General features: G+C 71.0%; 18 protein-coding genes. 8 read left to right on the top strand and 10 right to left on the bottom strand.

The features are described 5' to 3' along the window. Positions 1–98: 98 nt before the first annotated feature. On the top strand, positions 99–341 hold the full coding sequence (locus O3S82_RS03500) for a hypothetical protein (RefSeq protein ID WP_269305552.1): 243 nt from the start codon (positions 99–101) through the stop codon (positions 339–341). Between the two features lie 57 nt (positions 342–398). Here O3S82_RS03500 and phoA read toward each other — a convergent pair whose 3' ends face one another. Both phoA and O3S82_RS03490 read right to left on the bottom strand, forming a co-directional pair. After that, positions 399–1,808, bottom strand: a complete 1,410-nt coding sequence (gene phoA, locus O3S82_RS03495; protein ID WP_179426082.1) for an alkaline phosphatase — start codon at positions 1,806–1,808, stop codon at positions 399–401. 74 nt (positions 1,809–1,882) lie between these two features. Next, a complete protein-coding gene (locus O3S82_RS03490; protein WP_179426083.1) occupies positions 1,883–2,029 on the bottom strand; it encodes a hypothetical protein in 147 nt (48 codons plus the stop codon). Positions 2,030–2,133: 104 nt separating this feature from the next. On the opposite strand from O3S82_RS03490, the gene O3S82_RS03485 reads away from it, so the two are divergent. After that, positions 2,134–2,748, top strand: coding sequence for a DUF2510 domain-containing protein (locus O3S82_RS03485; RefSeq protein WP_269305549.1), 615 nt, complete (start codon positions 2,134–2,136; stop codon positions 2,746–2,748). Positions 2,749–2,790: 42 nt separating this feature from the next. Beyond that, positions 2,791–3,822 carry an SGNH hydrolase domain-containing protein gene (locus O3S82_RS03480; RefSeq protein WP_269305547.1) on the top strand — a complete coding sequence of 344 codons (1,032 nt, stop codon included), beginning with the start codon at positions 2,791–2,793 and terminating at the stop codon, positions 3,820–3,822. Here the strand turns inward: O3S82_RS03480 and O3S82_RS03475 are convergent. The 4 genes from O3S82_RS03475 to O3S82_RS03460 all read right to left on the bottom strand — a co-directional run bounded on the left by O3S82_RS03475 (position 3,812) and on the right by O3S82_RS03460 (position 5,850). After that, positions 3,812–4,702, bottom strand: coding sequence for a hypothetical protein (locus tag O3S82_RS03475; RefSeq protein WP_269305545.1), 891 nt, complete (start codon positions 4,700–4,702; stop codon positions 3,812–3,814). The genes O3S82_RS03480 and O3S82_RS03475 overlap by 11 nt on opposite strands. A gap of 113 nt (positions 4,703–4,815) precedes the next feature. Further along, a complete protein-coding gene (locus O3S82_RS03470; RefSeq protein ID WP_179426089.1) occupies positions 4,816–5,172 on the bottom strand; it encodes a histone-like nucleoid-structuring protein Lsr2 in 357 nt (118 codons plus the stop codon). A 127-nt stretch (positions 5,173–5,299) separates the two neighbouring features. Then, positions 5,300–5,521, bottom strand: a complete 222-nt coding sequence (locus tag O3S82_RS03465) for a hypothetical protein (RefSeq protein ID WP_179426091.1) — start codon at positions 5,519–5,521, stop codon at positions 5,300–5,302. A 2-nt stretch (positions 5,522–5,523) separates the two neighbouring features. After that, positions 5,524–5,850 carry a hypothetical protein gene (locus O3S82_RS03460; protein ID WP_179426093.1) on the bottom strand — a complete coding sequence of 109 codons (327 nt, stop codon included), beginning with the start codon at positions 5,848–5,850 and terminating at the stop codon, positions 5,524–5,526. Positions 5,851–5,906: 56 nt separating this feature from the next. Between O3S82_RS03460 and O3S82_RS03455 the strand changes: the two genes are divergently transcribed. After that, positions 5,907–6,809, top strand: coding sequence for a mechanosensitive ion channel family protein (locus O3S82_RS03455; protein ID WP_269305543.1), 903 nt, complete (start codon positions 5,907–5,909; stop codon positions 6,807–6,809). Then, positions 6,806–7,198, top strand: coding sequence for a globin (locus O3S82_RS03450; RefSeq protein WP_179426096.1), 393 nt, complete (start codon positions 6,806–6,808; stop codon positions 7,196–7,198). Before O3S82_RS03455 ends, O3S82_RS03450 begins: the two co-directional genes overlap by 4 nt. Here O3S82_RS03450 and O3S82_RS03445 read toward each other — a convergent pair whose 3' ends face one another. The 3 genes from O3S82_RS03445 to O3S82_RS03435 are packed head-to-tail and all read right to left on the bottom strand — an operon-like array spanning position 7,199 to position 9,666. Then, positions 7,199–7,900 carry a thioesterase family protein gene (locus tag O3S82_RS03445; protein ID WP_269305539.1) on the bottom strand — a complete coding sequence of 234 codons (702 nt, stop codon included), beginning with the start codon at positions 7,898–7,900 and terminating at the stop codon, positions 7,199–7,201. Between the two features lie 33 nt (positions 7,901–7,933). Further along, a complete protein-coding gene (locus O3S82_RS03440; protein WP_179426100.1) occupies positions 7,934–8,161 on the bottom strand; it encodes a biotin/lipoyl-binding carrier protein in 228 nt (75 codons plus the stop codon). Continuing rightward, on the bottom strand, positions 8,158–9,666 hold the full coding sequence (locus tag O3S82_RS03435) for an acyl-CoA carboxylase subunit beta (RefSeq protein ID WP_269305536.1): 1,509 nt from the start codon (positions 9,664–9,666) through the stop codon (positions 8,158–8,160). Before O3S82_RS03435 ends, O3S82_RS03440 begins: the two co-directional genes overlap by 4 nt. A gap of 132 nt (positions 9,667–9,798) precedes the next feature. Between O3S82_RS03435 and fabG the strand changes: the two genes are divergently transcribed. From fabG to O3S82_RS03420, 3 genes are read left to right on the top strand one after another with little or no spacing between them, the layout of a single operon-like run. Then, positions 9,799–10,554 (top strand): 3-oxoacyl-ACP reductase FabG, encoded by a 756-nt coding sequence (gene fabG / locus O3S82_RS03430; RefSeq protein ID WP_179426104.1) that lies wholly within the window; start codon positions 9,799–9,801, stop codon positions 10,552–10,554. A gap of 1 nt (position 10,555) precedes the next feature. Continuing rightward, positions 10,556–11,593: a phosphotransferase family protein gene (locus O3S82_RS03425; protein WP_269305533.1), complete on the top strand. Its 1,038-nt coding sequence runs from the start codon at positions 10,556–10,558 to the stop codon at positions 11,591–11,593. 20 nt (positions 11,594–11,613) lie between these two features. Further along, the gene (locus O3S82_RS03420) at positions 11,614–12,237 is read left to right on the top strand and encodes a TetR/AcrR family transcriptional regulator (protein WP_269305531.1); all 624 of its coding nucleotides are present in this window, start codon (positions 11,614–11,616) and stop codon (positions 12,235–12,237) included. 78 nt (positions 12,238–12,315) lie between these two features. Here the strand turns inward: O3S82_RS03420 and O3S82_RS03415 are convergent, their stop codons facing one another. After that, the gene (locus O3S82_RS03415) at positions 12,316–13,281 is read right to left on the bottom strand and encodes an NAD-dependent epimerase/dehydratase family protein (RefSeq protein WP_269305530.1); all 966 of its coding nucleotides are present in this window, start codon (positions 13,279–13,281) and stop codon (positions 12,316–12,318) included. Positions 13,282–13,293 lie beyond the last annotated feature (12 nt).

Below are 13,293 nucleotides of genomic sequence, written 5' to 3'. Positions count from 1 at the left end.
CAGAAACCGTCGGTATCTTCAGTGATTCACGTCACATCACCCGAGGGTGACCGGCATGATCATCGACCGAGGGAGTCGATCACCGAATCGGAGACGCCATGACGAACGAGCGCATCGCCGCCACTGCTGCGGGCGGCGAGCTGGGATTCCTCGCCTTCGGGCTCGTGCCGCACGCCGAGACACTCGGACCGCTGGGGAGTCTCGTGATGCTCGTCGTCTCGGCGGCGGTCACCGCCGTGGCCGCCCGACTGGTGATCGCCGCATGCGGGGCGGACGATCCGTGGCGCGAGGTGGCACTGGACCCCACGTGGGACCTGTCACTCGCCGACCTGTCCGCCTGACACGCCAGCGGCGGGCCGTCTCGAGGGAGGCGACCCGCCGCTGCTTCGTCCGACGCCCTACCTCCCCAGGCGCAGCGCGTCGCGGATCGTGAAGAACACGTCGGTCTGGTCGGTCAGCCCCACCACGTTCGCGGCGCGCGGCCCGTACCCGGCGATGCGCAGCTGCGAGCCGGTGTGCTGCTGCGAGCCGGCCGCGGCGCTCGTCGCGTAGTTGATCGTCATCGGCTGGCCGTCGCGCGTCAGCAGGTTCACCGTGGCACCGGGAGTCGTCGAGCCCGCCTCCACGATCTGGCTGGTGTGGGCGTGGTCGGCGGTCACGATCACCGTCGTGTTCTTGTCCTTCTTCGCGTAGTCCAGCGCGACCTTCACGGCCTCGTCGAGGTCGAGCGTCTCGCCGATCTGGCCGCAGGCGTCCGACGAGTGGTTGCGCTTGTCGATGCTCGCGCCCTCCACCTGGAGGAAGAAGCCCTTGCGGCCCTTGCGATCGAGCAGCTCGATCGACTTCTCCGTCATGTCGGCCAGGCTCGGCAGCGAGGCCGTGCGCGCGGGGTTCTCGGTGCAGGAGACCGGGGCCTTCGTGCCGCCGTCGGCCGTGGCGGCCGGGCCGGTCCACCGCACCGGGAAGTTGCCCGGCGCGAAGAGGCCGAGCAGCGGCTCGTCCTGGTCGGCCTTCTTGACCTTCGACAGCGCGGCGAGGTCGTCGACGACGCGGTAGCCCCGCTGCTGAGCCTGCTCGCGCAGCGTGCGGCCCTGCCAGCGACCGGCGGTGGCGGTCTCGGCGAACGTGGTCGCGCCGCCGCCGAGGCTGACGTCCGGACGCGTGTCGAGCAGCTGCTCCGTGATGCTGCCGGCGCCACCGTTCTCCTTGGCGTTGGTCGGGCAGGTCTTGGTGGTCGCGGTCGGGCCGTAGCAGCTGCGCGCGGTGACGTGCGCGACCTGCACCGCCGGAGTCGCGTCCTGGAGCTCGGCGGTGGAGACGTTGCCGGTCTTGTACCCGGCCCGCTTCGCCAGCTCGAGCAGGGTCCGCTGAGGCTTGCCGTGGATGTCGACGCTCACCGCGTTGTCGTACGTCTTGGTGCCCGTCGCCCAGGCCGATCCGGTGGCGGCCGAGTCGGGCACGTAGTCGGGCTTGCCGTCCTTGGTGAGCGAGTACGTCGTGTACTGACCCGTGAGGGGCAGGGCGTCGATCCCGGGGAACCGGCCGGCGGCGCCGTGGACGTAGTTGCGCGCACTGGTGATCTCCGAGTCGCCCATGCCGTCGCCGATGATGAGGATGACGTTGTCCGGTCGACCGCCGTCGATGGCCTTCTTCACGGCCTGGGTCTGGTCGCCGGAGAGGCGGGCCGCGCCGCCGTGGCGACTGAGGTCGCGCTCGGCCGTCGCCACCGATCCGACCACTGCTCCCCCGAGAAGCAGTGAGGCGGTGCCGAGGACGAGCACGCTGCGGGTGCTGGTGCGTAGGTTCATGGCCTCAGCCCAGCGCCCTGCGGTGACGACCGGGTGAACCGCGGGGGAAGTCCGGCGGTCCAGTCGGGCACGCGTCAGCGCGCCTGGGCGAGTCGGTGGGTGGGATCGGGAGCCGGGCCGGGGTCGGCGACCTGGCCGATGACCGTGAAAGTCGTGAAGAACGTCGCGCACGAGAGCACGAGCGCGGTGCGCCTGGCCTGTTGCCACGTGATGCGGTTCATGACACCAGCGCAGCCGATCGGGGTGAACCCGTGGTGAACCCGGCTGGAAGAGTGCGCGGCGATCGGTCGGCCACCCGTGGCCCCTCGCGCGGCATGATGGGGTCATGGACGCTCCCAGGCCGATCACCCCGCCCGGCTGGTACGACGACGGTCACGGGCAGCTGCGCTGGTACGACGGCTCGCAGTGGACCCAGCACACCGCTCCCCTGCCGCAGGCCGGTCCTCCGCGGGTGCCCCAGCAGCCCGTCGCGCCTCCGCGCCAGCAGGTCCGACGGGAGGACCTCGTCCAGGTCAAGCGCTCGAAGCTCGTCTGGATCCTGCCCATCGTGTTCGTGATCGCGGCACTCGTGGGCGCCCTGTCGGCCGTGGCGGCCTGGAACGCGGGCGGCTTCGACGCCGACCCGCTGGAGCGGACCTACGCGGACTTCGTGCGCGCCGAGCAGACGCGCGACTGTGCCGCGCTCGAGGAGGTCACGACCCGCAGCTTCCGCGACGACCTGTACGACGAGCCGTTCACGTGTGCCCTCCTCGCCTCGCGCCCGCCGGTGATGCAGGGCGGTGATCCGGTGTGGGGCATGCGCCTCGGGCCTGTGGGGATCCTGCTGGTGGACGACTCGGGCTGGGTCGGCCTGGACGGCGAGCGTCAGCGGGTCTCCTCGGTGGAGACCTACACGCTGATCCGCCAGGACGGCCGCTGGAAGCTGGACGCGAGCGACTGATCCGGACTTGCCCCTCGCGCCCGTCCGGGTGATGGTGGTCACATGGTGTGGGGGCGCCGCCGGATCCGAATCGCGCTGGTCGCGTCGGCCGTGCTGGGCGCCGGCGCCCTGCTCGCCGTCTCCGAGTCCACCGAGCAGCGGAGGTCATCCGGCACGACGGCCACCGCGCCCGTGGCGGCGACGGTCATCGCTCCAGCCCCCGCGGCCGTCCGGGTCGCCGCCGCCACGCCGCGCTGCTTCGGCGCCGCGTCGATGGCCAGGAAGCGGTGCCACAACCCGGCGCTCAAGGGACGGCTGATCCCGAGGCCGAGCATCGCCAGGCGCGAGACGGCCCGGTACCCGGGCAAGGAGTGCTACCAGTCGGGCGTTCAGCAGATCCGCCTCAACCGCGGCTGCACGTTCGGCACCCGCGCCGCGGGGCGGCCTCACGTGATCCTCGTCGGCGACTCGCACGCGAGGGCCCTGATGCCCGCGTTCGTGGAGATGGCCGAGGCCGGCCACATCTCGCTGGAGGCGCAGGTGCGCGGCTCGTGCTCGTGGACGACCTCCCGCGTCAACCACCCCGACAAGTCCCGCATCCGACCGTGCACGCTCTACCGGAAGAACCTGCAGCGGTGGCTGCTCAGGCAGGCGCGCACCACCGACGTCGTCGTGACCACCGGCTATGCACGCCAGGTCTCGGGCAGCGCGAAGTCGCAGGTCATCAAGATGCGCGACCTGTGGCGACCGGTCATCAAGCGCGGCGTGCGCGTGATCGCGATCAGCGACAACCCGCGACTCAGGCGCGAGCCGCAGAAGTGCCTCGTGAAGCACGGCGCGACGCGCGGCGCGAGGAAGTGCGGCGTCTCGACGAAGGCCGGGCTCCACCGCGACCCGTTCCTGCTCACCGCGAAGAAGACGCGGGGCGCCACCGCGCTCGACCTGCGTCCCCGGTTCTGCAAGAAGGGCTTCTGCCCAGCGGTGATCGGCGGCGCGAACGTCTACCGCGACCACACGCACATCACCGTGACCTACTCCAAGACGCTCGCCCCCGTCATCACCGGCAAGTTCCGGGCGATGCGGATCATCCGCTGACCCCCGACTCGTACAGCGTCAGGCCCTCGCAGAGATCGGGAGCGGCCGTGGGAGGCGTGCACCCGTACGGAGAGTGAACGACGGCGGCCGCGCCGAGGCCCGTCGTCCGGAACACGTCCGCCTCCTCACCCTCCGCGGTCCCGGGACCGACGACGACGTGGCCCCGTTCGCCGTCCGCCGTGCTGTAGGCGAGGTCCAACTGCCACGAGCACGCGCAGTCGCGCGCCGACGCCAGGACGTCGACGAACTCGAGGTCGGAGCTGGTCACCTCGAGGGTCTTCGGCTCAGTCTCGGCCCCGGAGACGGGATCGCGCCAGGCCACGCGCTCCTCGTCCAGCGACACGCTCAGGTAGGAGACGTCGGCGACGCCGCCCTTGTCGCCGGTGAACCAGTAGCCGGCGAGGGGCCGGTCCCGCTCGCTGACCCGGACCGTGAACTGGTGGATCGTCACCGGGTCGTCCGTCGCGGCACGCAGCTGGAGGCGGAACATCGTGGTGCCGGCGTCGAAGGCGCCCGCGGCGTCCTCCTGCTCCATCGCGGCCTCGCCGCCCTCGCCCGCGATGTGCTCCTGGGCGTGCTGCCGGACGTCGGGCGCGCCGGGCGGCCACACGTGCTCGTCGCGGTGCTCGGCCTCCACCATGGAGTCGAACTCGTCCGTGGCCAGCACGGTGACCTGGAGCGGGTCACGCCCGGTGGCGTCACGGACCGACGACCACAGACCGGGTCCGAAGTAGGAGACCGCCCAGGCGGCCACGATGGACGCGAGCCCCGCGGCGATCACCTTCGAGCGCTGCGTCAGCCACGAGACGGCCCCGGCATCGCGGATCGACCGTCCGGCGCGCGCGGCGGATCGACCCGTGCGCTCGCCCCGGCCCGCCATGTCGCCCCCGACCGGAGGAGCCGTTCAGCGGGAGTCGATTCCCGAGACCGGTCCTCCGGCTCCAGCATGATCCCGCGGTCCCGCGGCTGACAAGGGCGTGTCGCGCGCAGGGCTCAGTTGGCGGCGTCGAACGCCTCGAGGATCTCCTTCTTGATCCGGCCGCGCTCGTTCACCTGGTGGCCGTTCTCCTTGGCCCACGCACGCACGTGGGCGAGCTCCTCGGGCGACCGGCCCGAGCCGCTGCCGGTGCTGCCGCGGCGGGAGGAGGACGCCGACGAGCGGGTCGTCGTCCTGCGCCCGGCCTTGATGTAGGTGGCGAGGGCGGACCGCAGCTCGTCGGCCTCCTTCGTCGTCAGGTCGATCTCGTAGGCGGTGCCGTCGAGCGCGAAGGAGACGGTCTCACCCTTGCCGTCCTCGATCTCCTTGCCGGAAATGTCGCTGGAGAGAATGGTGACCACGCGCTGCGCCATGGTTTCTGCCTTTCGCCGTGAATTCCCTATTCGGCGAGAATTGTCATTCCGCCGTCGAATTCACCTTATCGACAGAGAACACGAGAAAGTCGTCCCGTCGATATCGATATCTCGAGAAAAAGAGAATTCAGCGCTCGTTGCCGCGCTTGAAGTTCCCCGTGGCCCGCGCGAGCAGGTGCTGGACCTGGCGACGGTCAGCCGACGCGAGTCGCGCGGCGAGCCGTTCGGCGGCGCGGCCGGACACGGTGGTCACGGTGCGGCCCTGCCAGTCGATGAGGACCGTGCCGTCCTTCGTGACGCGATGGGTGAAGACGTCCTCGGCGAACCGGTCGCGGGCGTCCTCGACCACGATCAGTGCTTCGGGGTGCCCTCGGCGGCGGGAAGCGGCATGCGCTGCGTGGCCTCGATGTCGTGGCCGTCCGTGGCGGTCTCCGGCGGGATCACCGGGACGTGGTGCTTGCTCTTGGCGTTGACGGCCATCGCGAGGATCCAGATGACGACGTACACCAGCGCGGTGCCGCCGATGAACAGGCCGATCCACTCGATCGTGGACAGGGCGTTCTCGTCGACCGGCCAGGAGTCCGAGTCGGGGACGGTGCTGGCCATGGCCGGGGTCGCGGCGGCGACGACGGCGAGCAGGGCTGCGGTGACGGCGGTGATCACTCGGGCGAGGCTCATGGGGCCATGGTATCGGCCACCGTCTGGGCCTGACCGCTCACCCGTAGGGTTGAGGGGTGGAATGGACATGGACCCCTGAGGACGTCGTGGCGTGGCTGCTCGACGTGCCCGGGCGAGCCCTGCTCATCGTGCTCATCGCCATCGCCATGCGGTGGCTGGCGCACCGCTTCATCAACCGACTGACCGGTCGCGCCGCGAAGGGCGCCGTGCCGGGAGTCCTGGCGAACTCGAAGGCCGGCGTCTTCCTGGCCGACCTGCGCAACGGCTCGAGCGAGCGCCGTCGCCAGCGCGCCGAGACGATGGGATCGCTGCTGCGCAGCATCGCCTCGGGCGTCATCTGGAGCATCGCGTTCGTCATGGTGCTCGGCGTCTTCGGCCTGCCGATCGCCCCGCTGCTCACCGGCGCCGGCGTCGCGGGCGTGGCCCTCGGCTTCGGCGCGCAGACGCTGGTGAAGGACTTCCTCTCGGGCATCTTCATGATCCTCGAGGACCAGTACGGCGTCGGCGACGCGGTCGACGTGGGCGAGGCCGTCGGCACGGTCGAGGCGGTGGGCCTGCGGGTCACGCGGCTGCGCGACGTGAACGGCACCGTCTGGTACGTCCGCAACGGCGAGATCCTGCGCGTCGGCAACCACAGCCAGGAGTGGGCGCGCACCGTGCTCGACGTGACGGTCGCCTACGACTCCGACCTCGAGCTCGTGCAGCAGATCCTGCGCGAGGAGGCGCACGGGCTGTTCACCGACTCCACCCTGTCCGCCGTCATCATCGAGGAGCCCGAGGTGTGGGGCGTCGAGCGGTTCGACAAGGACGGCGCGGTCGTGCGCACGGTCCTCAAGACCGCTCCCCTGCACCAGGCCGACGTGGGTCGCGCGCTGCGCAGCCGCGTCCTGCGCCGCTTCGACGAGAACGGCATCCGCATCCCCTCGACCACACTTCCGCCCTCGGGAGGCACCGCATGACCGAATCACCCGCGCAGGAGACGTTCTACGAGGCCATCGGCGGCCGCGCCACGATCGAGCTGATCGTGGACGTCTTCTACCAGGGCGTCGCGCAGGACGAGGTGCTCAAGCCGATGTACCCCGAGGAGGACCTCGGTCCCGCGGCCGAGCGGCTCACGATGTTCCTCGAGCAGTACTGGGGCGGCCCCACCGAGTACTCGCAGCGTCGCGGTCACCCGCGCCTGCGGATGCGGCACGCGCCCTACGCCGTCACCGAGGACGCGCGTGACCGCTGGCTGAAGCACTTCCGCGAGGGACTCGACGCGGCGCGGCTCGATCCCGAGCACGACGCCCAGTTCTGGGCGTACGCGCAGCACGCCGCCAACTTCATGATCAACTCGCCGAGCTGATCAGGACATCGCGGCCGCGAGCGACTCCTTCTCGCGGTCGCTGAACGGGCGCGACGACTGGGTCGCGGCGTCGAAGCCCACCAGCACCGCCAGCGACGAGGCGAACGCGACGCCCTCGTCGCCGAGCTGGGCCTCGATCGTGAACGAGGCGTTGCCGACGCGACCCACGCGCGCCGTGGACTCCAGGCGCGCCTGCGCCGGGATCGGGCGGTGGTAGCGCGCCTCCACGCTGGCGACCACGAAGTTGCCCGGCGTGAGCCGCGTGAGGACGCCGTTGATGAACGGCACGCGGGTCTCCTGGAAGAGCTCGAAGACCTGCGCCTCGTTGACGAGGCCGGTGGCGTCGAGGTCGGTGTGCCGTAGCGCGATCGAGCCGGGCTGGGCCGCGGCGTTGAGCCGCTCCTCGGGCGCGAGGGCGCCGTAGGTGACGTCGACGACCGCGAACTCGTCGTCCGAGCCCTCGACCCCGATGATCTGCTGCACGCGGTCACCCTCGACGCGGCTGGTGACCACGACGGGGCGCCTCCCCAGCAGCATCGGGCGCTTGAACTGGATGTTCATCGCGCCGATCGGGCCCGCCGGCAGCTCCGGGATCGCAGCCCGCGCGTTCTCGGCGTACTTGAGGTAGACGACGTTGTTGACGTGGTTGAGCGAGTCGAGGTCGGCCCACCGCATCGGGATCTCGTGTCGGTACTCGGTCACCCGCGCATCCTGTCACGGCGCCCGGAGTGATGCTCAGGCGCCGAGCGTGTCGTCGATCTCGACGACGGAGTCGCCCTCCTGGACGATCTGGCCCTCCGCGACGAGGATGCTCGCGACGTGGCCGTGGGCTGGCGCGACGACGGGGATCTCCATCTTCATCGACTCGATGATGACGAGCGTGTCGCCGGGACCGACCTGGTCGCCCTCGCGGGCGAGGATCTTCCACACGTTGCCGACGATCTCGGCCTTGGCGTCGATCACGCGTGCTCCAGCAGGCGCAGCGAGGCGGCGAGGCGCTCACGCGTCTCCTCGGGGTGGATGACGTCCTCGATGATGCCGTTCTCGGCCGCGACGAACGGACGGGCGACGTTCTCGCGGTAGTCGGCGGCCAGCTCGTCGCGCAGCGCGGCGGGGTCCTCCGCGGCGGCGAGCGCGCGACGGTGCAGCAGCGCCACGGCGCCGCCGGGGCCCATCACGGCGATCTCGGCGTTGGACCAGGCCCACGCGTGGTCCGCGCCGAGCGAGGTCGAGCCCATCGCGATGTACGCGCCGCCGTAGGCCTTGCGCACCACGACGGTCAGGCGCATCGACTTCTTGGCCTCGACGTACGCCTTGAGCACCTTCGCGCCCTGCGTGATGATGCCGCGCCCCTCCTCGACCGTGCCGGGCAGGAAGCCGGGCACGTCGACGAGCGTGACGATCGGGATGCCGAAGCGGCCGCAGAACTCGACGAAGCGGGCGATCTTGACCGAGTTCTTCGAGTCGAGGATGCCGCCGCGGACGGCGGGCTGGTTGGCGACGACGCCCACGGGGCGGCCGTCGATCCGGCCGAACAGCGTCAGCGCGCTCCCGCAGTACTCCGGCGACAGCTCGAGGCGGGCGCCGTTGTCGAGCACGCCGTCGATGACCTGGTGCATGTCGAAGACGACGCTGGCCTTCTCGGGCACCACGGTCGGCAGCGCCTCCGCCGCGATCGGGTTGACCGGCACGGGGGCGGTCACCGGCAGCGGCGCGTCGGCGTTCGAGGGCACGTAGGACAGCAGGTGGCGGACCGACTGCAGGGCCTCGACCTCGGTCTCGACCTCGAGGTGCGCGACACCGCTCGTGCGGGTGTGCATGCCCGAGCCGCCGATCTCGTCGGCGGTGGCGTCCTCGCCGGTCGCGGCGCGGACGATGTCGGGGCCGGTGAGGAACATGTGGCCGTGACCCTTGACCATGACGGTCCAGTCGGTCAGCGCGGGCGAGTAGGCCGCGGCGCCGGCGCACGGGCCGAGGATCACCGAGATCTGCGGGATGCGCTGCTGGGCCTCCACGTTGAGCGCGAAGATCTCGCCGCAGCCGTGGAGGGCGAGGATGCCGTCGGGCACGCGGGCTCCGCCGGAGTCGTTGACGTAGACGATCGGGAAGCCGCGATCGATCGCGAACCGCTGGGCGCGGCAGATCGCCTCGGCCATCACGGCGCCGATGGCACCGGAGGCGATGGCGGCGTCGTGGCAGGCCACGACGACGGGGCGGCCGTCGACCAGGCCCCATCCGGTCACCACGCCGCTGCCGGCGCCGGGGGTGGCGGCGCGCAGCGGGGCGAGCTCGACGAAGGTGCCCTCGTCGAGGAGGAGCTCGGCGCGCTCGCGTGCGGTGTGCACGCGGGCTCCGCGGGGCTCGACGCGAGCGAAGCGCTCGCGGCGTCGGGTGTCGAGGCCGGCGCGCGGGGCCGACTCCGGGGCGGTCGTCTGGGTCGTCAGCCGGTCGTCCGAAACATGAGGCATTCCTCGACTATAGACCAAACGTGAGGATTCCCTCATATTCGTTCGGCGTGTTTTCGATGTGACCTTTCGCACCAGAGGGGCGTGCGATACGGTGACGACTAAGCAAGCGCTTAGACAACCGAGGAGACCTACGTGTCCGAACCCCGTACCGCCATCATCACCGGAGCCGCCCGTGGCATCGGCGCCGGCATCGCCAAGCGATTCGCCGCCGACGGCTTCAAGGTCGCCGTCCTCGACCTCGACGAGGCCGCCTGCCAGACCGTCGTCGACGAGATCGTCGCGAACGGTGGCCAGGCCCTCGCCGTCGGCGCCAACGTGGCCGACGCCGACGCCGTCGAGGCGGCCGTGAGCAAGGTCGCCGAGGAGCTCGGCGCGCCGACCGTGCTGGTCAACAACGCCGGTGTCATCCGCGACAACCTGCTGTTCAAGATGACCACCGACGACTGGGACCTGGTCATGGACGTGCACCTCAAGGGCTCGTTCCTCATGACGAAGGCCGTCCAGAAGCACATGACCGAGGCCAAGTACGGCCGCATCGTGAACCTGTCCAGCACCTCGGCGCTGGGCAACCGCGGCCAGGCCAACTACTCGGCCGCCAAGGCCGGCCTGCAGGGCTTCACCAAGACCCTCGCCATCGAGCTGGGCAAGTACGGCGTGACCGCCAACGCGATCGCCCCGGGCTTCATCCAGACCGACATGACCGCCGCGACCGCCGAGCGCATCGGCGTGCCGTTCGACGACTTCATCGAGTACGCCTCGAAGGAGATCCCGGTGCAGCGCGTCGGCCAGCCCGAGGACATCGCGAACACCGCGGCGTTCCTGTGCGGCGAGGCCGCCGGCTTCGTGTCGGGCCAGGTCATCTACGTCGCCGGCGGACCGAAGGACTGACGTGACCGCTCCTGACGTCGTCAAGGGCCTCGACCTCGAGGCACTGCGCACGTGGCTGGACGCCGAGGCCCCCGGGGAGCTCCCGGGGGCGCTCAGCGCCAGCCTGATCACCGGTGGCAAGTCCAACCTCACGTACGCCGTCACCAACGGCGAGCGTGACGTGATCGTGCGCCGTCCGCCGCTGGGCCACGTGCTGGCCACCGCCCACGACATGGGCCGTGAGCACCGCGTGATGGCGGCGCTGGCCGGCACCTCCGTGCCCGTCCCGCGGATGATCGCCGAGTGCACCGACGAGTCGGTCATCGGCGCCACGTTCTACGTCATGGAGCGCATGTCGGGCACCGCCTTCCAGCGGGCGTCCGACCTCGAGGTGATCGGAGCCGAGCGCACCCGCGCCGTCACCGAGCGCCTCGTCGACACCCTCGCCGACCTGCACGCGGTGGACTACCAGGCGGTCGGCCTGGGCGACTTCGGTCGCCCCGACGGCTACCTCACCCGCCAGGTCGCGCGGTGGAAGAAGCAGCTCGACTCCTCGCGATCGCGCCAGATCGACGGCATCGACGAGCTGGCCGACCGCCTGACCGCTTCGGTCCCCGAGACCGGCGAGAGCACGATCGTCCATGGCGACTACCGCCTCGACAACGTGCTGGTGGACACCGAGGACGGCGACCGCATCACCACGGTCCTGGACTGGGAGATGAGCACGCTCGGCGATCCGCTCACCGACGTGGCCGTGATGCTGGCCTACCAGCACCTGGCCCTGGACGCCGGACCGTCGAGCGGTCAGGTCACCGACGCCCCGCAGGCGCCCGGCTACCTCTCCCCCGACGAGTCGGTCGAGCGCTACGCGAAGCGCTCGGGCCGCGACGTCAGCGAGCTCGGGTTCCACCTGGGTCTGGCCTACTTCAAGCTGGCCGTGATCCTCGAGGGCATCCACTTCCGCCACTCGGCCGGCCAGACGGTCGGCTCGGGCTTCGACGGGATCGGCGCCATGATCGATCCGCTCGTCCAGCACGGACTTGCGGCTACTTCCAAGTAAGTAAGGGTAGTCTGGCGCGCGTGACGGCCCAGATCCTCGAACCTCGCCGGCGTCCCACGCAGGAGCGCAGCAAGGTCAAGTTCGACAGCCTGCTCCAGGCGTCGCGCGACGTGCTGCTCGAAGCAGGCTTCGAGTCGTTCACGTGCGAGGAGGTGGCTCAGCGCGCCGGACTGCCCATCGGCACCCTGTACCAGTTCTTCGCGAACAAGTACGTGATCGTGTGCGAGCTCGACCGCCAGAACGCCGTCGCGATCCAGTCCGAGCTGGACAAGCTGGCGTCCGAGCTGCCCACGCTCGACTGGCTCGTGCTGCTCGACCGACTGGTCGACCACATGGCTGCGCTGTGGCTGAACGACCCGTCACGCAGCGCCGTCTGGTACGCCGTGCAGTCCACGCCGATCACCCGCGCGACGGCCGAGGTCACCGAGCAGCAGCTTGCGGCCCGCGTCGCCCACGTGCTCGCGCCGCTGACCCCCGGCACCCCGCGCGAGCGCCGCAAGATCATGGCCGAGGTCCTCGTGCACATGTCCTACTCGATGCTCAACTTCTCGGTGCGCGACCTGCAGGAGCACGCCGAGGCCATCATCGAGCTCAAGCGCCTCCTGGGCACCTACCTGCTGGCCGCCGAGGCCGGCGCCACCTGAGCCGACCGCCCCTCCCGAGATGTGCTCCGGTTTCCACCTTTCAGCCGTGCTGAAAGGTGGAAACAGGAGCACATCTCGTCAGAGGGCGGCCAGGACGCGGCGCTCCTCGTCGTCGGTGAGGCCGCACCGGCGCGGCTCGGTGCGGGTCTCCTCCCACGCGAGCGTGTCGGCGAGCGTGTCCTCGAGCGGCCGGGTGACCAGGCCCTCGGCGCGGGCGCGCCGCGTGTCCAGGGTGGCGAAGCCGCGCCACTTCGGGTCGTCGATCCACAGCGGCAGCGACGCGGGCCCCATCCAGTGGCCGATCCCCAGCTCGCGCAGTCGCTCGACCGGCACGCGCCGCCGGGTCGCCGCCGAACCTGCCACGCGCGCCGCCACGTCGAGCACCGATCCCAGGTCGGTCGTCGGGCCCGTGGCGTTGAAGACGCCCTCGACCTGCCGCTCCGCGAGGTCGACGATCCAGACCGCGAGGTCGCGGACGTCGACCATCGCGCAGGGGAAGTCGAGCTCGTCCGGCACGACGACCTCCGGGCCGACGGGGTGCGCGAGCCTCCACGGCCAGTAGCCCGTGCGGCCCGACCAGTCCCCCGGTCCGGCGATGAGGCCCGAGCGCACCACGGCCGCGGGGCCCGCCGCCAGCACGGCCTGCTCGCATGCCACCTTCGCGGCGCCGTAGTCCTCGTCCGAGGCCATCGTGTCGGCCTCGAGCGGCGGCAGCGTGGCGGCGTCCTCCGACTGCTCGATCGAGGAGAAGTCGGCGTACGCGTTGCCGCTGGAGACGAGGACGCGGTGGTCGGCCTCGACGTCGCGCACCGCACGCCGCACGTGGCCGGGCTGGCGCGCCACGTCGATCACGCCGTCCCAGCGACGGCCGGCGAGCGGCGCGAGGCCGTCCTCCTCGTCGCGGTCCACGCGGACGAAGGCGGCGCCGTCGGGAGGCGCGGACGAGCCTCGAGCCACGCACGTGACGCGGTGCCCGCGCGCGAGCGCCGTCCGCGCGATCTCACGACCGAGGAACGCGGTACCGCCCAGCACGAGGAGCTCCATCGCCCCAGCCAA

It is taken from the genome of Aeromicrobium sp. HA (genome assembly GCF_027171405.1).
Taxonomy (GTDB): domain Bacteria; phylum Actinomycetota; class Actinomycetes; order Propionibacteriales; family Nocardioidaceae; genus Aeromicrobium; species Aeromicrobium tamlense.
Note: the sequence above shows the minus strand (reverse complement) of the source record. Positions and strands in the feature narration are given on the sequence as shown.